Origin of the sequence: Kitasatospora sp. NPDC127116 (assembly GCF_042677365.1) — a bacterium.
Lineage (GTDB): Bacteria > Actinomycetota > Actinomycetes > Streptomycetales > Streptomycetaceae > Kitasatospora > Kitasatospora lactacystinica.
Genome location: NZ_JBHXTL010000050.1, coordinates 1 through 20,740 on the forward strand (window position 1 = coordinate 1; position 20,740 = coordinate 20,740).

Consider the following 20,740-nt stretch of genomic DNA (forward strand, 5'->3'; position numbering starts at 1 on the left):
GGCCGGGACCGTCGGTACGGTCCCGGCCGCCGCGCCGGCTCGACTGCGGGACCTACACCCGCACGTCGGTGGCCAGGACCTACACCCGCGCGTCGGTGGCCAGGGCCTGCGCCACCGGGAGGTTGGGCTGCGGGTGGGTCAGCAGGTGCACGCCCGCCGCCAGCGCGCCGCCGACCAGCGGGGCGAGCAGGAACAGCCACAGCTGCGACAGCGCCTCGCCGCCCGCGAACAGCGCCGGGCCGAGGCTGCGCGCCGGGTTGACCGAGGTGCCGGTGAGCGGGATGCCGACCAGGTGGACGACCACCAGCGCGACGCCGATCGGCAGCCCGTCGAAGCCGACCGCGGCCAGCCGGTGGGTGACCGCCAGGACGACGTAGACCAGCAGGAAGGTGAGGACGACCTCGGTCAGGAACGCGCCGCCGGCGTTGATGTGCACCTGGGAGCGGTCGCCCCAGCCGTTGGTGCCGAGCTTGCCGTGGGTCTCCAGCCCCGGTATCTGCTTCGCCAGCAGCAGGACGAGCGCCGCGCCCGCGATGCCGCCGAGCACCTGCGCCACCCAGTACGACACCGCCGTGCGGCCGTCGATCCGGCGCGCCAGCAGGAAACCGAGCGTCACCGCCGGGTTGACGTGGCAGCCGGAGATCGGGCCGAGCGCGTACGCGAGCGCCAGCAGCACGAAGCCGAAGGCGAACGCGATGCCCACCGGACCGATCGCCTCCCCCGCGAGCACCGCCGCACCCACCGCCAGCAACACCAGCAGCAGGGTCCCGACGAACTCGCCGATCACCGCCCGCCTGTCCGTTCCGCCCATGCGCCTGGTCCTCCTGACCGTCAGGGCAGGCGGTCCGGTGCCGCCCACGTCCGGCCAACCCTGGTCGACCGTTCGGGGGACCGCATGTCGGCCGGACGGCTCAGCGCCGTGTTCACGGCGCGTCCGCCTGCCGAATTACTCCGAACGGATGAAACCGTACGAAAATGGCGAGCCCAATGCAAAACGGAGGTAAAACGGGCAGACGGGTACAGGACGGGCGATGAACGGCTATCGGACCGTCAGCACGATCTTCCCGCGCAGGTGCCCGGCCTCGCTGACCCGCTGCGCCTCGGCCGCCTCCGCCAGCGGGAACACCCGGTGCAGCGGCAGCCGCAGGGTGCCCGCCTCGTGCAGGGCGAGCGCGGCCGCGAACGCGCGCCGGTGGTGGGACTCCACGCCCTCGACGCCGCCGTTGAACCGGACGCCGTGCTCCTGCGCCCCCACGACGTCGGCGATCGTCAGCACCCGGTCCGCGCTGCCCGTCAGCTCGATCGACAGCGGCAGCACCCCGCCCCGCCCGGCCGCGTCCAGCGCCCGGTCCACCCCGCCCGGCGCGGCGGCCCGCACCCGCTCGGCCAGGCCCTCGCCGTACGCGACCGGGATCGCGCCGAGCTCGCGCAGGTGGTCGTGGTTCGCCTCGCCGGCGGTGCCGACCACGGTGATCCCGCGCGCCCGGGCGAACTGGAGCAGCACGGTGCCGACCCCGCCGGCCGCGCCGTGCACCAGCAGCGTCTCGCCCGACCGCACGCCCAGCAGGTCGAGGACCCGCTCGGAGGTCTCGGCCGCCGTCGGGAGGGCAGCGGCCTCCTCCCAGCCCAGCCCCGCGGGCTTGTGGGCCAGCACCGCCGCGTCCACCAGCGCGTGCTCCGCGTACGCGCCGCCCATCATGCTGCCGAACACCTCGTCGCCGGGAGCGAAGCCGCTCACCCCGGCGCCGACGGCCTCGACCACGCCGGACACCTCGACACCCGGCACATAGGGGAAGACGACCGGGAAGAGCGCGGCCAGCTCGCCGGTGCGCAGCCTGCGGTCCACCGGGTTGACGCCCACGGCGCGGACCGCGACCCGCACCTGGCCGGGCCCGGGCGCGGGCAGCTCGATGTCGATCGGGCGCAGCACGTCCGCGCCGCCGAACTCGGAGAAGGCGATCGCCTTGGTCATGGAAGGTCCTTAGGTTTCAGTGGAGTTGCCGGCGCTTCGCCGACGGAGCCAGTCGGTGGCGTTGCCGTCGGGTTCGCCGACGGGTTCGCCGACGGGTTCGCCGACGGGTTCGCCGACGGAGTCGTCTGTGGAGCCGGCCCGTGGAGCCGGTCGCTTCCGACGACTTCCATCCTGTGCCCGGGACGGCGCGGGCCCGCCCGGCCCTTCGGACGGTTCGACCTGTCCGAACGGCCAGGCCGCGCCGGCGGCACCCGAACTAGGCTGGACCGCATGGACGACATGAACGGCGCGGCGGACACCGCCGGCACGGACGAGCCCTGGCGGCGGCACTGGGCCCGCCCCGAGGACGCGCTGGCCCGGGCCGTCGAGGTGCTGCGCGCTCCCCGGCCGGACATCCTCCCCCGCCTGTCCGAGGTGCTCGACACCCTCGTCCCGCACACCGCGCTCGCGCAGCTCAGCGGCGTCTGCACGTTCAACCCCACGAACGGCTACGGCCCGCCCGAGCTCACCGCGGCCATGAGCACGCGGGACCTGTCCCGGCTGGCCGAACGCGCGGCCGCGACCACCTCGGCCGGCCGGCCCTGGCAGGGCGAGGCCGAACTCGCCGGACGGACCCGGCCGGTGGTGGTCGTGACCACCACGCCGGCCGACGACAGCGGCGCCGCGCTGGTCCTCGTCCGGGCGGGCACCGGACCCGTCGCACCCGGGGCACTCGCCGTCCTGCAACAGCTGTGGGACCTGGTGGTCGCCCACTCCGACCACCGCGCCACCGACGCCGCCCCCACCCAGACGGCCGCCTCCCGCGCCTCCGCCAACGCCCGGGCCCGCGCCATCGCCGAGTTCACCGGCACCCACAGCGCCGCGCTCACCGCGATCCTGGCTCCGCTGCGCGCGCCCGGCCTGGACGACGCCACGGCCCGCCGCACCGCCACCGAGCTGGCCGTCACCGCCCTGCTCGACCTGCGCCAGGGCGCCGAACTCGACCGCACGCTCAGCGAACAGCCCGCCGACGCCGCCTTCGCCCGCCTGGTGCGCGAACTGCGCCCGCTGCTGCGCCACACCCGGGTCCACCTCGACGCCGCGCCCCCGGCGGAAGCCGGCCGCTCCATCCCGGCGGACGCCGCGCACACCGCCCGCGACGCCGTCCGGGTGGCCGTGCTGCTGATGCTGGAACAGGAGAAGCCGACCCGGCTGCACGTCAGCTGGCAGCTGACGGCCGACGGCCTGCTGCGCGCCGTGGTGCGCGGCGACGGCCTCGGCGCACTGACCGCCGACGCCCTCGCCGTCCACCGCACCGCCGACCGCATCACCGCCCTCGGCGGACACCACGGCGTCGAGGCGGTCCCCGGCTGGGGCACCACGGTGACCGTCGACCTCCCGCTGGCCCTGCCCGAACCCGCCGTCGTCACCGATCCGCTGGACGGCCTCCAGCCGCGCGAACGGGAGGTCCTCGACCAGCTGGCGCGCGGCCGCCGCAACCGGGACATCGCGGCGACGCTGCGGATCAGCGAGTCGACGGTGAAGTTCCACGTCGCCAACATCCTCGCCAAGCTCGACGTGTCCTCGCGCGGCGAGGCCGCCGCCCTGGCCCACCGCGCCGGACTGCCGCGCGGGCCGGTCGGGCTGCACGCGGCGTCCTGAACTCCCTCCCCCCGAAAGAAGACCCTCGTGACCGACCCCACCACCTGGGACCCGGCCGTCCCCGGCATCCTGCGCCTGCCCTCCGGCCGCCTCCTGCGCGGCCGCGGCCTCAGCCGCCCCCTGCCGCCCGGCCCCCGACCGGACTTCGGCCTCTACCTGTTGGGCCGCCCGCCGCACGTCGACTGGCCGAGCCGCTGGGTGCGCTGGCCCGACTTCCGTCTCCCCACCGACCGCGCGGACGCCGCCGACGCCTTCCGCGAGGCCTGGGAGCGCGCCGCCACCGAACGCGTCGAGCTCGCCTGCGCCGGCGGGCGAGGACGCACGGGCACCGCCCTCGCCTGCATCGCCGTCCTGGACGGCGTCCCGGCCGCCGAGGCCGTACCGTACGTGCGGGAGCACTACAGCCGGCACGCCGTCGAAACGCCGTGGCAGCGCAAGTTCGTGGAGCGGCTAGCCTAGGCGGGGTGGGCGGCGATCCAGGGATTTCGGTGGCCAACGAGGTCACCGGAACGGTCAACGGTGACGTGATCCAGGCCGGAACGGTCAACCTGAACAAGGCCGTTGAGCCCGAGGTCACCAACGGGTCCATGGCCGCCGCCCGCGCCGCGTACGCCCGGCGGGTGCGGGAGACGTACGGGCGGCTCGATCTGGAGGTGCTCACCCCGCTCTCCGAGCAGGGCGAGCACCCGGCGGTCGAGCTGCGGGAGGTGTTCGTCACCCCGCAGGTGCGGGAGAACCCGCCACCGGTGGAGCTGCCGCGCGAGCTGGTCCACCGACTTCTCACGAGTGGCGAGTTCACGGCGGAGGAACCGCCGGGCGACCTCGGGCAGTCCACCCTCGAACGGCTGCGCACCGAGTACCTGAACCGGCCGACGGAGGACGTGCTCTCCGTCCTCGCCGGGCCGCGCGGCGAACGGGTGGTCCTGCTCGGCGACCCGGGGTCGGGGAAGTCCACGCTCGCCCGGTACTTGGCCCTCACCCTGGTGCAGGACGTCGACGGTCCGCGCGCCCCGCTGGGCGGCCTGGTGCCACTGGTGGTCGAGCTGCGCCAGTACGCCGAGGGGCAGTGGCGCGAGCGCACCTTCGAGGACTTCCTCGACCACCGCCACACCGTCGCCGGAATGTCCCTCCCCGGCCCCGAGCTGCGCCAACTCCTTACCGAGGGACGGGTCGTGGTCGTCTTCGACGGCCTGGACGAACTCTTCGACCCGGGTGTGCGCGCCGCCACCGCCGAGCGCATCGCCGCCTTCGCCGCCCGCTACGACCGGGCGCGCGTGGTTGTCACCTCGCGCGTCATCGGTTACCAGCGCGGCGCCCTCGGCGGCGCCGGGTTCACCCACTTCATGCTCCAGGACCTCGATCCGGAGCGGATCGCCCACTTCGCCCGCCGCTGGTACGGCATCGCCTGCCCGGCGGATGCCGAGCTGGCCGCCCGCCTGGTCGACCGCATCACCATCGCCGTCGGAGCTTCCCGACCAATCCGCGAACTCGCGGGCAACCCGCTGCTGTTGACCATCCTCGTCATCATCGGCCGCCGCCAGGCCCTGCCGCGTGACCGCCAGGGCGTCTACGAGCATGCGGTGCGCGTCCTGGTCGCCCACTGGGACCGCGACACCAAGCACCTCGGCATCCCCCTGAAGCCCGGCGCCGCCGAGGCCCTCGGCCTCCTCGACGACCGCGAGCGACTGGAACTGCTGCGCCTGCTCGCCCGCCGCATGCAGGAGGGAACGGGTGGCATCGCCGGGAACCACATCCACGCGGAGGAGCTGGAGGAGGTGTTCCGCGACTACTTCACCCAGTTCGGCCTCCCGCCCCATCAGTGCCTCGCCGCCGCCCGCACACTGCGGGACCAACTACGGGAGCGCAACTTCATCCTGGCCCGGTACGGCGGCGAGGTGTACGGCTTCGTCCACCGGGCCTTCCTGGAGTACCTCGCGGCGGCGGACATCGTCCACCGCTACACGGTGGGACGGGAGTGGTCGCCGGAGGAGCTGATCGAGGAGGTCTTCGAGCGGAGGACGGACGACCCTGCGTGGCACGAGGTGCTGCTGCTGGTGGTCAACCAGTTGAGCGAGACGGACGCGGGGAGGGTGGTCGACCGACTGCTGGACCGGGGGGACGAGCCGTCACTGGTCCTGGCCTTCCGGTCCCTGGCCGAGGTTCGGAAGATCGGACTGCTGCACGCGCAGAGCGACCGGGCCGTCGACCGTCTCATCAGCGCTTTCGTCACGTACTACGACTACGCCGTCCTCCACGGCGATCAGCTGATGACCGCGCTCTCCGCACTGTGTTCCGTGCCCGGTTGGACCGGGCGCGATCACTACCTCCGGTGGTTCCATCTCCGAGGACAGTTCCTCGCCGGAGCCGGTACGGCGACGATCGCGGCCACGACCCTCCACACCGACTTCCGGACCACGCGGGCCCTCGCCACGTTCGGGCCCCCGGCCACCAGGGAGTTCGCCGTGGCCGGCCTGGCCCGGCGCTGGAGCGCCCATCCGGGGATCGTGGCCGCCTTGTGCGACCTCGCCGTCCGATCCGGCCACGACCGGGCGGGCGCCGCCGCGCTGGCCGAACTGGCGGAGCGCTGGCCCGATCATCCGCGGGTCCCGCTTCCGACCGTCGTCGGGCCCGATGCCGACGACGACGGGACAGTGGAAGGCGTCCAGGCGCTCAATACGCTGTTGACGCGACTGTCGGCCGACCCCGACGACCACACCCCGATGCTGAACGCCGTCGCACACGAGTCGGTGGTCCTCCGTGCCACCGCCCTCCAGCGACTCGCGTGGGTGTGGCCCTCGCACCCCGAGGTCTTCGCCACGTTGCTCGACCGTGCCGTCAATGACTCGGACAGCCGCATCCGCTACGCGGCGGTTCACGAGCTGGCGACCCGGTGGGCCAAGGCCCCGGCCGTCCTGATGCTGTTGCGCGAGCGTGCGGGTCACGATCCTGACGCCGTCGTTCGCGTTCGCGCTCTGTCGAACCTCGCCGCCGAGGACCCCGACGACCCCGGGATCGTTTCGTCGCTCACCCGCGCGGCCGTCGATGCGGAACCTGGACGGGCGCGGGAATCGGCACTGGAAGCATTGTCCGAATACCGGGGTTCACGGGACGAGACGGCTCTCCTGCTCCTGGATCGCATCGAGAAGGATCCCGCTCACACGGTTCGCGGCACGGCACTCAGCTGCTACGCGGTGCTCACCCCCGGATCCGCGGAGGACGTCATCCGGCGCAGGGCGGCCGACGATCCCAGCCCGGAGGTGCGCGGCCGGGCGCTGACCATGCTCGCCTGGCAGTGGCCCGGCAGCCCGGAGACCGGCGAGGCCCTCCGACGTGCTCTTGCCGATCCCGAGGTCCGCGAGGCCGCCCGAGCCGGGCTCGGGGCGGTCGCGCACCTCACCTCCGGCACCTGAACCCCTCAGAGGTCCCAGGTGCGGGCCGCCGCCCACGTCTCCAGCGGCTGCCAGTCGATCTCCGGGTGCTCGGCGTGCAGGGCGCCGGTGTCGATGGTGAGGCCGGGCTCCTGGAAGTAGCGGAACATCGTGGCGAGGTCCTCGGAGTACCCCGCCACGACCGAGAGCGGCACCTCCACGCAGCGGATCGGCCGGCCGCCCGCCGCAGTGATCGCGGCGGCGATCTGCTCGCCGGTGCGCCACTGGGAGGCGATGTCGATGCGGCGGCCCGCGTAGACCTCGGGCCGGGCGAGGACGTGGGCGGCGAAGGCGCCGATGGTGTCGGCGGCGATCACGGGGAGCGGGACGCCGGGCGGCATGGGGAGGTGGAAGACGCCGTCGCGGAGGGACTGCAGGGTCCAGTCGTTGGCGTAGTTGTCCATGAAGGCGGCCGGGCCGAGGACGGTCCACGGCAGGCCGAGGCCGGCCAGGTGCCGCTCGACCCGGTACTTGCTGTCGAAGTGCGGGATGCCGGTGGAGCGGTCGGCGTTGGTGGCGGAGGTGTAGACGACGTGCCGGACGCTTCCAACGGCCCGGGCGGCGTCCAGCAGGGCGGTGGCCTGGCGGACTTCGGCGTCGGGGTCGGTGCCGAACGGGGTGGACATCGCGAACAGCGCACCGGCGCCGTGGAGTGCCGGGGCGAGGGAGGCCGGGTCGTCGAAGTCGGCGCGGACCACGACGGCGCCGAGGGCGGCGAGTTCGGCGGCGGCGGGCGAGCCGGGCTCGCGAGTGAGGGCGCGGACGGGGCGGCCGGCGCGCAGCAGGGCGCGGGCGGTGGCGCCGCCCTGGGCTCCGGTGGCTCCGGTGACGGCGACGGGAGGCGAAGGCTCAATTATCTGCGTCATGCAGACAACATAGGGCGCCATCTCTGCGCGACGCAAACAATTATCGGGCGGCCGGTTACCCTTCCCCCATGACGATGTCCCGCGACGAGCTGATGGCCCGGCTGTGGCCGGTCTCGCGCCGCTACCTGGCCTCGTACGTGCTGTTCAACCAGGCCGTCGCCGACCACCTGGGCATGCACCCGACCGACGTCCAGTGCCTCAACCTGCTCACCCTGGAGGACGGGCCGGTCACCACCGGCCGGATCGCCGAGCTCACCGGGCTCACCAGCGGCTCGGCCACCCGGCTGGTCGACCGGCTGGAGAAGGCCGGGCTGGTCACCCGGCAGCGCGACGAGGCGGACCGGCGGCGGGTGCTGGTCGCGGTCCGCCCCGAGGCGCTGGAGCGCTACGGGGCGGTGTGGCGCGAGCTGTCCACCGACTGGGTGGCCGCCTTCGCCGAGGACACCGAGGTCGAACTCGACTTCCTGCTACGGCACATGAACCGCACGGTCGAGCTGAGCCACCGGCAGATCGCCCGGCTCGCGGCCATGGATCCGGACGGCTCGAACGGGCCCTGAGCCCACGCGGGTGGATCCCCCCCCGGACGGGCCCGGACGGTCCCCGGCCGGGTCAGGACGACGCCAGTGGCGGCAGGGAACCGAGCGCGAGGACGTCGGCGCGGCCGGCGCGGTAAACGGTCCCACCGGCGGCGGCCAGCGAGATCGGGTTGCCGCCCCCGCTGCCGCCGTCGAGCGGCTCCGACTGGTCCTGCCAGCGCAGCCCGCTCGTCGCGGGATCGAAGGCGTACAGCTGCTCGTCGCCCGCATCCGCGTACACGCCACCACCGTCGGCGGCGACCATGGCGACCGGCCCGGGATGGCTGCCCGCGGGCACGTCGGTCGACCAGCGCCGGTCCCCGGTGTCGACGTCCAGCCCGGTCAGGCGGATCCCGCCGAACACGACGGCCGTCCCGTCGGCGGCCGACAGCGGACAGTCCACCACGCCGTGCTGCACGGACCTCCACCGCACCTCGCCGGTCGTCCCGTCCAGTGCGGAGACGAACGTGGAGACCATCGCCTCGTTGACGGACACGAGGAGGAGGATGCCCCGGTGGACGGTGAGCGGTCCGGTCGCGACGACGTTGCGCTCCCACAGCCGCTCCCCGCTGCGCGCGTCGAGAGCCAGGACCCCGGTCGACCTGCCCGCCGCGTACACGGTGCCGCCGGCGAGGGCCAGGGCGGCCGAGGCGCCCGCCGGACCGGTCCACCGCGGCTCGCCCGTCGCCAGGTCGTAGCAGCGCACGGAGGACCCGTGCACGGCGAACACGCTGCCGCCGCCGACGGCGGGGCCCTGCCGCCACCCGCCCTCGGACCGGTCGGGCAGGGCGGCCTCCCACCGCTGCTCCCCCGAGGCGGCGTCCAGGACGCACAGCCGGGTGTCGGTGGCCACGCAGACCACACCGTCCCCGGCGGCCACCGGCCAGCCACCCTGGGGGCCGGCCGCGTCGGGCGTGCTGACCGCACGGCTCCAACGGACCTCGCCGGTGCGCGGGTCGAGGGCGCGCACGCTGCCGTCGAACCCGGAGGCGTACAGACCCTGTTGGCGACCGGTGGACAGTGCGAGCCGCCCGTTCGCGGCGGTCGTCCGCCAGAGCCTCGGCCCGTGGGAATCCCCCTGGCGGACCCAGGCTTCGAGGCCCGCCGCGGCCGCGAGCGCGCCCAGGCCGACGACACCCATCAACAGCTTCCGGCGGCCGACCGGGCGCCGGGTCGGCCGGGTCAGCGCGCTGCCCCGCTCCGGCTCCGGCATCGGCTCCGGCTCCGGCTCCGGCTCCGGCTCCGGCTCCGGCATCGGCTCCGATTCGGGCTCCGACTCCAACTCGGGCCCGGGCTCGGGCTCCGACTCCAACTCGGGCCCGGGCTTCGCCACGTCACCCCGTGCGGCGTCCTGTCTCGCATGCTCGTTCACGCCTGACAGGACTCCGCACCCCGCCCCGGGGTTGCCCCGGAACCGGAAGAAGATCACGACACGCCGGAACGGCGGCCGACACTACGTCTTCCGCAGCTGCGGCGCCGGCACCCCGATCAGCAGCCGCCGCACCGCGTCCCAGGCCGCGCGCAGGGCGGCCGCGACGGCCCGGGTGTCGGAGCCGAGCAGCCGCAGCCAGGCGCCGCTGTCCTGCGGCAGCACGCTGACCCCGTACAGCAACTCGCCGCGGCCCCGGCCGCAGTCGGCCACGGCCTCGTGCAGGACGTCCGCGATCCGGCCCGCCGGGGCGAGCGGGCTGAGGACGTACAGGCTGGACATCACGTCGTGCCCGGCCAGCACCGCCGGCCCGGTGACCCCGCCGCCCCCGGTCGGCGAGGGCTCCAGCCGTACGGTGTCCAGCGCGACCAACTCGCCGTCCGGACGCCGCACTTCGAGGTCGGACGCGAACACCCGGTAGGCGTTGCGCTCGCCCCGGGCGAGCCGGCCGGCCAGGACGGTCTCGCCGGCCAGCACCGTCGCGTCCGGGTCGACGGTGAGGACGGTCCGCTGGTAGAGGCGCGAGTCGACGAAGGGGATGACCGGCTCGGGCAGGTACTCGACGTAGGCGCGCGGGCCCGCCGACAGGTTGACCAGCTGCGTCGCGTAGTCGTGCTCCATCCGGTAGACCTTGGTGGCCGCCTGGGTGGTCAGGTGGACCGCCGTGTCGGCGCCGCAGCGCAGGTCGGTGCGGAGCCGGTCGGCCTGGAGAATGCCGCCGCCGGTGGACATCAGGAAGGTGACGGCGAGGTCGGGGCGGGCCGGGTCGAAGTACAGCGGGCGCATGATCTGCAACGGCGACTTCTGGTAGTGGCCGGTGAGTTCGGTGCGCCCGCCGACCTGCTCGAAGGCCAGTTCCAGCAGCCCGACCTTGCCGGGACGCCCGACCGCGAGGGTGTCGGGCGTCCCGGCGTGGCGCCGGACCTCGTGCGGGACGCGGGCCGGCTCGTAGTGCCGGGGGTCGAGCCGGGGCACCCCCGCAGCCGGAGCGTCCGCACCGGCCGCACCGACCGCGCCGGGCACACCGGGCACACCGGCCTGAGCGGCCGCACCGACCCGAACGTCCCGGACATCCTGAACGTCCCGAACGTCCTGGGCAGCCGACGGGACTGTCACGCCGGGACCTTGCGGAAGGTCTCCAGGAAGGCCGCGATCTCCTCCAGCCCCTCCCCCGTCAGGCAGTTGGTGAGCACCACCGGCCCGCCCTCGCGCACCCGGTGGGCGTCGGACTCCATCACCTCGAGGTCGGCGCGGACGTACTGGGCGATGTCGATCTTGTTGATGACCAGCAGGTCCGACTCGGTGATGCCGGGGCCGCGCTTGCGGGGCATCTTCTCGCCCTCGGCGGTGTCGAGGACGAAGAGGAAGAGGTCCACCAGCACCGGGCTGAAGGTCAGGGTGAGGTTGTCGCCGCCGGACTCGAACAGCAGCGTGTCGACGTCCGGGAAGCGCTCCAGCATCTCGGCGCCGGCCGCGAGGTTCATCGTCGGGTCGTCCCGGACGGCCGTGTGCGGGCAGGCGCCGGTCTCCACGCCGACCACCCGCTCCGGGTCCAGCAGCCCGGCCAGGGTGCGCCGCACGTGCTGGGCGTCCTCCTGGGTGTAGATGTCGTTGGTGATGACCGCCGGGCGGTGGCCGCGGGCGATCAGCACCGGGACGAGCGCCTCGATCAGCGCCGTCTTGCCGGAGCCCACCGGCCCGCCGATGCCCACGCGGAGCACGTTCTCGGTCAACTCTCCTCCTTGGATTGGTAGTTCTGGTGGCACACGTACGCATCGAGTGGTCAACTCATGAACAGCCGGGCCTCCGCCCGCTCGTGCCGCCCGGACATGGCGTCCGCGACCGGCACGCAGCCGCCGAGGTCCGCCAAGTCCCGTGCCAGCGCGGCGGAGACGACCTCCCGGATCACCGGGGAGGCCGCCCGCAGCACCACCTGCGCCTGGCGGTGGTCGGTCAGCCGCAGCCGGAGCGCCGCGCCGGCGAAGCTGGCGCAGAACGCGAACAGGTCGCTGGTGACGGCCTGTTCGACCGGAACGCCGGCCGAGGCGTACGCCACCCCGGCCGCCACCGCCTGGCAGCCGGGGGCCCGCTTCCGCGCGACCAGTGCGGCGTACCGCTCCAGCGCCTCGCCGCCCACCGACTCCCGGGCGATGTCCAGGAGTTGGCGTCCGGTCCGGGTGGCGGCCAGGCGCAGTTCGCGGTTGAGCCGGGTGGCGTGCAGCCGCTGGTCGGTCTCGGCGAGCAGCTCCCAGTCGCCCGCCGTGGCCGCCCGGTGGGCCAGGACCAGCGCCGTGGCGTCGGACGGTCCGACGCCGTGCCGCAGCAGGTCGGCGAGCAGCGCGGGCAGGGTGTCCGGGGTGACGGCCTTGGCCTGGGCGTAGCCCTCCAGCCCGTGCGACAGGGTGTAGAAGCCGCTGGGGAAGGCCGAGTCGGTCAGTTGGAGGCAGACCAGCAGCGCGTCCAGGCCGTCCCCCGACACACCGGCGCCGGCAGCGACACCAGCAACACCACCGGCGTCGGCGACATCGGTGCCGCTCACGCGAGGTAGAACAGGTGGTTGAGCGGCAGTTCGCGGGCCGGCTCGATGGTGGCGGGCTCGCCGTCCAGGGTGACCTTGTACGTCTCCGGGTCGACCGCGATCTTCGGCAGCGCGTCGTTGCGCACCATGTGCTGCTTGCCGACCGAACGGCACCGCCGGACCGGCAGCACCCGGCTCTCCAGGCCGAGTCGGGCCGGAACCCCGAGGTCGACGGCGGCCTGCGACATGAAGGACACCCGGGTGGCCTGCCTGGTCCGGCCGTACTGGCCGAACATCGGGCGGTAGTAGACCGGCTGCGGGGTGGGCAGCGAGGCGTTCGGGTCGCCCATCAGCGCCCAGTTGATCACGCCGCCCTTGATGACCATCTTCGGCTTGGCGGCGAAGGAGTTGATCGGCCAGAGCACGATGTCGGCGAGCTTTCCGGGCTCCAGCGAGCCGATGTGGTCGGCGGTGCCGGAGGCGACGGCCGGGTTGATGGTGAGCTTGGCGAGGTAGCGCAGCACTCGGGCGTTGTCGTTGCGCTCGCTGTCGCCGGCCAGCTTGCCGCGCTGGTCCTTGCAGTGGTGGGCGGTCTGGAAGGCGCGGGTGAAGGACTCGCCGATCCGGCCCATCGCCTGCGAGTCGGAGGAGAAGATCGAGATGACGCCCTCGTCGTGCAGCACGGTCTCGGCGGCGATGGTCTCGGCGCGGACCCGGGAGTCGGCGAAGGAGACGTCCTCGGGGATGCTGTGGCTGAGGTGGTGGCAGACCATCACCATGTCCAGCAGCTCGTCCACCGAGTTGACGGTGTAGGGCAGCGTGGGGTTGGTGGAGGACGGCAGCACGTTGGGCTCGCCGGCGATCCGCATGATGTCGGGGGCGTGGCCGCCGCCCGCGCCCTCGGTGTGGAAGGTGTGGATGGTGCGGCCGTCGATCGCGGACAGGGTGTCCTCGAAGTAGCCGGACTCGTTGAGGGTGTCGGTGTGGATGGCCACCTGCACGTCGTACTCGTCGGCGACGCTCAGCGCGCTGTCGATCGCGGCCGGGGTGCTGCCCCAGTCCTCGTGCACCTTGAGGCCGCACACGCCCGCCTCGACCTGCTCGCGCAGGGCTCCGGGCAGCGAGCCGTTGCCCTTGCCGAGCAGGCCGACGTTGACGGGCAGGTCCTCGACCGCCTGGTACATCCGGTGGATGTTCCACGGGCCGGGGGTGCAGGTGGTGCCGTTGGTGCCGTCGGACGGGCCGGTGCCGCCGCCGATCAGGGTGGTGATGCCGTTGCTCAGCGCCTCCTGCACCTGCTGCGGGGCGATGAAGTGGATGTGGGTGTCGATGCCGCCGGCGGTGGCGATCAGGTGCTCGCCGGAGATCACCTCGGTGCCGGGGCCGATCACCAGCCGCGGGTGCACGCCGCTCTGGGTGTGCGGGTTGCCGGCCTTGCCGACGGCGACGATCAGGCCGTCCTTGACGCCGATGTCGCCCTTGACCACGCCGAGCACCGCGTCCATGACGACCACGTTGGTGATGACCAGGTCGAGCGCCCCCTGGAGCGAGGTCGCGGCCGGGTCCTGGGCCATCCCGTCGCGGATGCCCTTGCCGCCGCCGTAGACGGCCTCGTCGCCGTAGTGGCCCTGGTTGAAGTCCTGCTCGACCTCGACCAGGAGGTTGGTGTCGGCGAGGTGGAAGCGGTCGCCGACGGTGGGGCCGAAGAGGTCGGTGTACTGCCTGCGGGAGAGGATGGCCATCAGCGGTCGCCTTCCTGGTGGGTCTCCGTGCGGAAGTCCCGGGGCCGGTCTTCCTTGTGGTCGAGGTTGGTGCCCTTGAAGCCGAGGGCGATGGCCCGGTCGACGGCGCGGGCGCGGGTGGCGGGGGCGGTGATGCCGCCGTCCACGAGGTTGGCGAAGCCGACCAGGCGGCGGTGGCCGCCGAACTCGGCGAGCGTGACGTCCTTGGTGTCGCCCGGCTCGAACCGGACGGCGGTGCCGGCCGGGATGTCCAGGTGCTTGCCGAAGGCGGCGTTGCGGTCGAAGTCGAGGGCGCGGTTGGCCTCGAAGAAGTGGTAGTGGGAGCCCACCTGGATCGCCCGGTCGCCGGTGTTGCTTACCGTGACGGTGGCCTTGGCGCGGCCGGCGTTGATCTCCACCGGGTCCTCGCCGTACAGGTATGCGGCGCTACCGGACATGGTCGGCCTTCCTTTCTGCCGGGTCAGTGGGGGCGTGTGCGGGTCCCCGGGTGTGGCCGGGGCGGTCGTGCGAATGGTGCTGGTGGTTCTGATGCTGGTGCTGGTTCCCGTGCTGCTGGTGGTGGTGCTGGTTCCCGTGCTGCTGCTGGTGGTGGTGCTGATGGCTCTGCTCGTCCGGCCCGTGGCTGTGCGCGTAGCCGTGCCCGTGCTCGGCGTCGAGGCCGGCGAGGATGCCGTCCTCCCCGTGCCCGAGCAGGTGCAGCGCCACCGCCGTCCGGGCCGCGACCACCCCGGCGACGGCGGACGGCCGCAGCAGCGGACCGCCGTCCCGTACGCCGGGCAGCGGGGTGCGCAGGGCCGGCCCGAAGGAGGCCGGAACGGCCGTCACCTCGCGGGCGCCGAGCAGGCGGCAGCGTTCGGCGCCCTCGGCCGGGTCGGGGTCGCCGCCGTCGAGGGCGACCTCGACCCACCGGTGCCGGCCGTACTGGCGGGCGAGGCGGGCGATCCGGAACAGCTCGGCGTCCTCGAACGGGCCGGCCGCCGGCGCGGTGACCAGCACCGCGCCGTCGGGGGCGGCGCCGGCGGCGGCGCGCAGCCAGCCGATCAGGTGGTCGGCGGCGGCGAAGGGGGCGGTGAGCGCGAGCCGTCCGCGGCCTTCCCCGGCGGCCAGCCAGCGCAGCGCCCGGGCGGTGTCGGCGACCAGTCCGGGGTCGCGGCCGAGCGTCATCGGCACGACGCACACCGGTCCGTCGCCCGCCGCGGCGAGCGCCGACCGTACGGCCTCGGTGAGCGGACGGCCCGCGGGGGCGACGGCGTGCACGGTGGCACTCCCGGCGGTCGGGGGCCGGGTGGTGGGAGGCACCGTGGTCGGGGGCCGGGCGGCGGCCGGCCCGGTGGGCCCGCCTGCCACCAGGGCGGCGAGGTCCCGTCCGCCGTCGCTCTCGTGCCCACCGGCCAGCACCACGGTGGCGGCCTGATTCCGGGTCATCGCTCAGGCACCCACCGGGTCGTGGCAGGAGACCAGCTTGGTCCCGTCCAGGAAGGCCGCCTCGACCTGGAGCAGCGGGAGCATCTCGCGCACGCCGGGCATGACGTCCTCGCCGCCGACGACCTGCTTGCCGATCTCCATGCACTCGGCGACGGTCCGGCCGTCCCGGGCGCCCTCCATGATCGCCTCGCTGATCAGCGCGCAGGCCTCGCTGTAGTTCAGCTTGACGCCGCGGTCTCGGCGTTTGCGGGCCAGGTCGGCGACGACGTAGATGTACAGCTTGTCCATCTCACGCGGCGAGAGATTCACGGGTATCACTCTTCCTTTCCGGGAATCCGATGAATGGCAGGGAGTGCTCGCGGCAATCGACCTGCTGAGGTTCAAAAAAGCGACGAGAAGAGAGAGAAGAGAGGGAAACAGGGGAACGAGAGCGGCGGGGAAAGTGGGGAATGTGAGGGGATTGCGGGGACGTCGGGCGCGGAATCAGACCCGGCGCAGGCGCGGGACGGCCGGCACGGCCGCCAGGAACAGCATCGTGGTCAGCACGAACGGCCAGGTGAAGGCATGGCCGCCGAAGGGCGCGGAGACCGCGCCGAGCGCCGGGGTCAGCACCGTCGCGCCGGCCGCACCGAGCAGGGCGTAGGCCGCGCTCCAGGCGTCGGGCGCCAGGAACACCCCGCACAGCGCGAGGGCGACCAGCACCCCGCTGTACCCGAGCAGACCCTGCCCGACGGCCTCGCCGGGGGCGCCGAACGCCCAGGCCGCGAGCAGCCCGGTGGCACTTCCCGCGCAGGCAATCAGGCCCGCGAGCCGGCTCGCCGCGAACAGCCCGGCCAGGAACAGCAGGCCGGCGTACCACTGCGGCACGAGGAAGATCTGACCGATGTTCGCGAAGAACCCGTGCCAGAGCTGGTCCCAGCTCAGCCCGGTCGGCCCCTCCGCCGGAACGGGCAGGGCGGCGGGCGCTCCCGTCCCGTGCCACAGCCGCCGGAGGCCGGGGGCGGCCGCCGTGACGGCGGTCGCGACCAGGCAGAACGGCGCGGTCAACGCTGGCAGCCGCCAGGTGGCGAGCAGCGCCCCGAGTCCGGCCGTGACCACCACGGCGACGGCGGCCCCGAGGACCGCCACCGCGACCGTCGCGGGGTGCCCGGCGCCCAGGAGGACGGCGCACCCCAGCGCCACCAGGCACCCGTTGTACCCGTGCAGCCCCGCCCCGACGGCCTCCCGGTCGAGCCCGAGCCCGTACGCGGCGGCGGTGGAGACGGCACTGCCCAGCAGCCCGTAGAGGCCGTACCGCCAGTCGGCGGCGAACAGTGCGGCCACGAAGAAGAGTCCGCAGACGACGGACGGCATGAAATCGACCTGCGCGACGCCGCGCAGCACTTCCGCGAACCACCTGCCGGATATCGGACGAGTCGCCACCGAGGCGCTCTCCCCACCCTGTTGCCCATTCATGCTGCGCACCAATTTTCCGGTACGGCCGGCCTGCCTGAAAGTCGGCCCCGGCGATTCCTCCGGAACCGTACTCCTACGGTTTGCGAAGTCCAGGGGGCACGGGGTGTTATGCCAAATCCACGAAGGGTGACCATCGGGCCACTGAGCTGCAACAATCTGTTGAAGTCAGTGCGGGTCGCGTTCGTTGCAGGGAGAAATCCTTTGCGAAGTTTTACCGACGGTTGGCATCGGCGCCGCCGGGGTCCGCGCTCACTCCACCCGGCCCAGATGCCGAGCCAGGAACCGTTCGGAGGAGAGCAGTTGAGGCTCCGGCAGCTCCAAATGGCCCCCGGGGTTGGCGTGCAGCGTCTTCTCCCGCGAACCCAGCGCGCCGAACAGGGCCAGCGCCCCCTCGCGCAGGACCAGTTCGTCGTCCCACTGGAGGAGGAACTCCACCGGCACCCCGACCCGCTCCGCCGCCTCCGTCTGCGACGGGTGCCCTGTCAGCCCGAACACCGCGACGGCGACCCGGGGTTCGGCCGCCGCCAGCGGGATGCCGATCGCGCTCCCCAGCGACAGCCCCCAGTACCCCACCGGCCCGAGGCCCTCCGCCCGCCCGCCCAGCGCGTCCAGCACGGCCACCCATTCCGGCACCGCCCGCTCCGCGAGGGCCGCCGTGTGCCGCGCCACCCACGCGCTGATCGGCCGCCCCGCGGCGATCAACTCCCCGATCTCGGTGGCGAACCGCTCGTCCTGCGCGCTGCGCGGCCGCTCCCCGTGCCCCGGCGCGTCCAGCGCCACCGCCGCGCACCCGAGCTCCCGCACGCACCGGCGGGCCCGGTCCACCAGCCCCGGCACCAGCTTGTGCTGCCCGCCGCCGTGCCCCAGCAGTACCAGCGGCCGCCCGCCGGGGGGCGGTCCGTCCGGCTGCCAGAGCACCCCGGGCACGCCGTCGAGGGTGAAGCGGCGCTGCGTCACGCCGTCCGCGCTGGATTCCGAGGTGAAGTGCACCCCGCCATCATGGCTCCCGACACACGTTCGAGTCCCGGCTTTTCCGCGTTGCCGCCGGAGCGGACCGCCACCGGCGGCCGGGGCGGGAGGCCGCTCCACCAGGCCCGGCCGGTGCGGCGGCGCCGAAGGGCACCGGAGGTCACCGGAGGCCGGGCGGGCCGACGTGCCGCACCGGGCTCGCCGCACCGGGATTCCGGTGCCCGTGAGCGCTACCGCGCGGCCGGGGCGGACTCGCCGAGGAAGGCGATGAGGAGGGCGGTGGTTTCGGCCGGGCGCTCCAGGCTGGGGAGGTGGCCGGCCCAGGGGAGTTCCTGGTGGCGGGCGTCGGGGAGGAGGGTGGGGAGGGTGGCGGCGATGTCGCGGAAGTCCTGGAAGTCGTGGGCGCCGGCCACGGCCAGGGTGGGGGCGGTGATCCGGCCGAGGTCGACGTCCTCGCGGCCGGGGCCGAACGTCGCCTCCATCTGGACGTCGAAGGCGTGACGCTGCATCCGGCGGACGTGCGCGCGCGTCTGCTCGTCGGCCTCCGGGCCGAGCCAGGACTCGACGTTCAGCTCGACGGCCGCGTCGATCTCCCCGGCCTCGATCAGCTCGTCCTCCCGGCCGCCGAATGCGCGCAGGGTGTCGCTGGGCCGGTGCCCGGGGATGCCCGCGCAGAGCAGGGCCAGCCTGGTGACCGCCTCGGGGCGCAGCGCGGCCGCCGTCAGGGCGATCCGGCCGCCGTGGGAGGCGCCGACCAGGGCGGCGGCCTCGATGCCCAGGTGGTCGAGCAGGGCCAGGACGTCCCCGGTGTCGCTGTACGGGCCGTCCGCGAGCGGCGTGTCGCCGAAGCCGCGGAAGTCGCAGCGGACCACCCGGTACCCGGCGTCGATCAGCGGCTGCCACTGCGCGTCCCACATCCGCCGGTCGCACACCGAGGAGTGCAGCAGCACCACGGCGGGCCCACTGCCTGCTACGTCATGAGAAATGATCATCCGGCGGATAGTAGTGCCCTTGCCGCCGTTCCCCAAGCGGTTTGAAGCCGCCGCACCCACCGGTAAGCGCTTCCGGCCTCCCCGGGGCTCTGGACGGGTGAAGGAGGTGATCGGAGGTGCTCATGGGAGAAGCGAAGAGCGATCGGGACGACGGGTTCCAGGCGTTCATCGTCGCGGCCTGGCCGCGCCTGGTACGGACGGCGTACCTGCTGGCCGGCGAGCAGTACGCGGCCGAGGACCTGGTGCAGTCCGCCGCCGAGAAGGCCTGCGCGGCCTGGTCGAAGGTGCGCCGGGCCGACGATCCGTACGCCTACGTGCGGCGGATCCTGGTCAACCAGCACGCCCGGCGCTGGCGCCGCCGGGCGCCGGAGCTGCTGGTGGACGCGGTGCCGGACACGGCGGGGGCGGAGGACGGCTTCGCCCGCTCCGACCAGCGCGGGGCCCTGCTGGCCGCGCTGGCCACCCTGCCGCCGCGCCAGCGCGAGGCGGTGGTGCTGCGGCACTGGGAGGACCTGAGCGACAGCCGGACGGCGGCGGCCATGGGCTGCTCGGTGGGTGCGGTGCGCAGCCACGCGGCGAAGGGCATCGCACGGCTGCGGCAGGTCTCGGCGCTGGTGGAACTCAAGGACACGACACGGATCGGAGGAGTGGCATGAACGGGGAGCCGGACGGGGTGGGTACGGGCGCGGACGACGGCGAGGACCTGTGGGTGGGGTTCGGCCTCGCCGAGGCCGCGGCCGGCGCGAGGATCGGCCCGGCGCCGGTGGCGGACATCGTGGCGGGCGGCCGCCGGCTGCGGCACCGCCGCCGTACGGTGGTCGGCGCGGCGGTGCTGGCCTCGGTGGTGGCCCTGACCGGGGGTGCGCTGGCGCAGCTGCGCCCGGGCGGGGCGCCCGCCCGAGGGATCGGTGCCGCGGGCGTCGGCGCCGCGCTCTCCCCGATGCCCGGCCCCACGCCGGAGCGCACTCCCGGGTGGGGCTCCCCCATCCCGCCGGACGGGACCGCCCCGGCCTTTCGGAACCCGCTCGCCCCGGTCCGGGTGCTGCTGGGCCAGGGCCTGACCCCGGACGGCAAGCAGTGGCAGCTGTGGGAGGCACTGTGGCCGCAGGCTCCGCGGTGGCAGGCGTTCGAGCAGGCGACGGCGGTGTGGGAGGAGCGCAGCCGGTACGACCCGGCGGTCCCCGAGCCGACGCCGGAGTACGTCCGGCAGTACTGGCAGCCGGACTCCGACGTCACCAACGTCTACTTCACGGTGGACGGGGTGCGGCAGTCCCACGACTCCGAGGGCACCCAGGCGGCCCCGGGCAAGGTCGACCCGCGCAGCCGGACCGCTTTCGGCGGCGGCCTGGTCGGCCACCGGGGCAAGGGCGACACCGTGGCCCCGCTCGACGTGGTGCTGCTCTCCCTCGGTCCGGACGTCGGCCGGGTGGTGGTGACCTGGGCGGACGGCAGCACCACCGAGCCGGCGTTCGTCACCGTGGCCGACTCCCCCGTCCGCGCGATGGTGGTGGCCCGCCCGGGGACGATGCGGGCGAAGTCCTGGCAGTTCTTCGACAAGGACGGCAACACGCTCCCGGACGCCGGAGCCCGGTACCTGACGGAGCCTCCCTCCTGAGGCGGACGGCGGGAGTGGGTCGTAGGGGGGGGCGCGATGCACCAACACGCCCCCCCCCCAACGCACACGAACTGGGCGGCCCCCCACGCCACCAACCTGCGGGATCCGGCGGC

20 protein-coding genes are annotated in these 20,740 nt (G+C 74.0%); 6 read left to right on the forward strand and 14 right to left on the reverse strand.

Annotated features, from left to right (window positions below):
• Positions 1–79: 79 nt before the first annotated feature.
• Complete coding sequence (locus ACFVHV_RS20880; RefSeq protein WP_380352610.1) at positions 80–811, reverse strand: MIP family channel protein; 732 nt, start codon at positions 809–811, stop codon at positions 80–82.
• 228 nt (positions 812–1,039) lie between these two features.
• Positions 1,040–1,972, reverse strand: coding sequence for an NADP-dependent oxidoreductase (locus ACFVHV_RS20885; protein ID WP_359904373.1), 933 nt, complete (start codon positions 1,970–1,972; stop codon positions 1,040–1,042).
• Between the two features lie 270 nt (positions 1,973–2,242).
• Here ACFVHV_RS20885 and ACFVHV_RS20890 point away from each other — a divergent pair, with 270 nt between their 5' ends.
• From ACFVHV_RS20890 to ACFVHV_RS20900, 3 genes are read left to right on the forward strand one after another with little or no spacing between them, the layout of a single operon-like run.
• Complete coding sequence (locus ACFVHV_RS20890) at positions 2,243–3,613, forward strand: LuxR C-terminal-related transcriptional regulator (protein ID WP_380352612.1); 1,371 nt, start codon at positions 2,243–2,245, stop codon at positions 3,611–3,613.
• A gap of 27 nt (positions 3,614–3,640) precedes the next feature.
• Complete coding sequence (locus tag ACFVHV_RS20895) at positions 3,641–4,072, forward strand: protein phosphatase (RefSeq protein WP_380352614.1); 432 nt, start codon at positions 3,641–3,643, stop codon at positions 4,070–4,072.
• A 29-nt stretch (positions 4,073–4,101) separates the two neighbouring features.
• A complete protein-coding gene (locus ACFVHV_RS20900) occupies positions 4,102–7,023 on the forward strand; it encodes an NACHT domain-containing protein (RefSeq protein ID WP_380352615.1) in 2,922 nt (973 codons plus the stop codon).
• 5 nt (positions 7,024–7,028) lie between these two features.
• On the opposite strand, the gene ACFVHV_RS20905 is transcribed toward ACFVHV_RS20900, so the two are convergent.
• Entirely contained in the window at positions 7,029–7,907 is an 879-nt protein-coding gene (locus tag ACFVHV_RS20905) for an NmrA/HSCARG family protein (protein WP_380352617.1), read from the reverse strand.
• Between the two features lie 74 nt (positions 7,908–7,981).
• Here ACFVHV_RS20905 and ACFVHV_RS20910 point away from each other — a divergent pair, with 74 nt between their 5' ends.
• The gene (locus ACFVHV_RS20910; RefSeq protein WP_380352673.1) at positions 7,982–8,464 is read left to right on the forward strand and encodes a MarR family winged helix-turn-helix transcriptional regulator; all 483 of its coding nucleotides are present in this window, start codon (positions 7,982–7,984) and stop codon (positions 8,462–8,464) included.
• 52 nt (positions 8,465–8,516) lie between these two features.
• On the opposite strand, the gene ACFVHV_RS20915 is transcribed toward ACFVHV_RS20910, so the two are convergent.
• From ACFVHV_RS20915 to ACFVHV_RS20965, 11 genes are all read right to left on the reverse strand, one after another.
• Positions 8,517–9,815, reverse strand: a complete 1,299-nt coding sequence (locus ACFVHV_RS20915) for a PQQ-binding-like beta-propeller repeat protein (protein WP_380352619.1) — start codon at positions 9,813–9,815, stop codon at positions 8,517–8,519.
• Between the two features lie 120 nt (positions 9,816–9,935).
• Entirely contained in the window at positions 9,936–10,886 is a 951-nt protein-coding gene (locus ACFVHV_RS20920; protein ID WP_380352620.1) for an urease accessory protein UreD, read from the reverse strand.
• 137 nt (positions 10,887–11,023) lie between these two features.
• Positions 11,024–11,644: an urease accessory protein UreG gene (ureG, locus tag ACFVHV_RS20925; RefSeq protein ID WP_380352622.1), complete on the reverse strand. Its 621-nt coding sequence runs from the start codon at positions 11,642–11,644 to the stop codon at positions 11,024–11,026.
• A gap of 50 nt (positions 11,645–11,694) precedes the next feature.
• A complete protein-coding gene (locus ACFVHV_RS20930) occupies positions 11,695–12,450 on the reverse strand; it encodes an urease accessory protein UreF (protein WP_380352624.1) in 756 nt (251 codons plus the stop codon).
• Positions 12,447–14,171, reverse strand: coding sequence for an urease subunit alpha (gene ureC / locus ACFVHV_RS20935; RefSeq protein WP_359904396.1), 1,725 nt, complete (start codon positions 14,169–14,171; stop codon positions 12,447–12,449). Before ureC ends, ACFVHV_RS20930 begins: the two co-directional genes overlap by 4 nt.
• On the reverse strand, positions 14,171–14,608 hold the full coding sequence (locus ACFVHV_RS20940; RefSeq protein ID WP_359904398.1) for an urease subunit beta: 438 nt from the start codon (positions 14,606–14,608) through the stop codon (positions 14,171–14,173). The genes ureC and ACFVHV_RS20940 overlap by 1 nt, the downstream gene beginning before the upstream one ends.
• Positions 14,598–15,596, reverse strand: coding sequence for a cobalamin biosynthesis protein CbiX (locus ACFVHV_RS20945; RefSeq protein WP_380352626.1), 999 nt, complete (start codon positions 15,594–15,596; stop codon positions 14,598–14,600). The genes ACFVHV_RS20940 and ACFVHV_RS20945 overlap by 11 nt, the downstream gene beginning before the upstream one ends.
• 3 nt (positions 15,597–15,599) lie before the next feature.
• The gene (locus tag ACFVHV_RS20950; protein WP_188298983.1) at positions 15,600–15,905 is read right to left on the reverse strand and encodes an urease subunit gamma; all 306 of its coding nucleotides are present in this window, start codon (positions 15,903–15,905) and stop codon (positions 15,600–15,602) included.
• 174 nt (positions 15,906–16,079) lie between these two features.
• Positions 16,080–17,018, reverse strand: a complete 939-nt coding sequence (locus ACFVHV_RS20955; protein WP_380352628.1) for an urea transporter — start codon at positions 17,016–17,018, stop codon at positions 16,080–16,082.
• 282 nt (positions 17,019–17,300) lie between these two features.
• Positions 17,301–18,041: an alpha/beta hydrolase gene (locus ACFVHV_RS20960; protein WP_380352629.1), complete on the reverse strand. Its 741-nt coding sequence runs from the start codon at positions 18,039–18,041 to the stop codon at positions 17,301–17,303.
• 209 nt (positions 18,042–18,250) lie between these two features.
• Positions 18,251–19,012 carry an alpha/beta fold hydrolase gene (locus ACFVHV_RS20965; protein WP_380352631.1) on the reverse strand — a complete coding sequence of 254 codons (762 nt, stop codon included), beginning with the start codon at positions 19,010–19,012 and terminating at the stop codon, positions 18,251–18,253.
• A gap of 122 nt (positions 19,013–19,134) precedes the next feature.
• Here ACFVHV_RS20965 and ACFVHV_RS20970 point away from each other — a divergent pair, with 122 nt between their 5' ends.
• Positions 19,135–19,668, forward strand: a complete 534-nt coding sequence (locus ACFVHV_RS20970) for a SigE family RNA polymerase sigma factor (RefSeq protein ID WP_359904443.1) — start codon at positions 19,135–19,137, stop codon at positions 19,666–19,668.
• The gene (locus tag ACFVHV_RS20975) at positions 19,665–20,627 is read left to right on the forward strand and encodes a hypothetical protein (protein ID WP_380352633.1); all 963 of its coding nucleotides are present in this window, start codon (positions 19,665–19,667) and stop codon (positions 20,625–20,627) included. Before ACFVHV_RS20970 ends, ACFVHV_RS20975 begins: the two co-directional genes overlap by 4 nt.
• Positions 20,628–20,740: the final 113 nt, after the last annotated feature.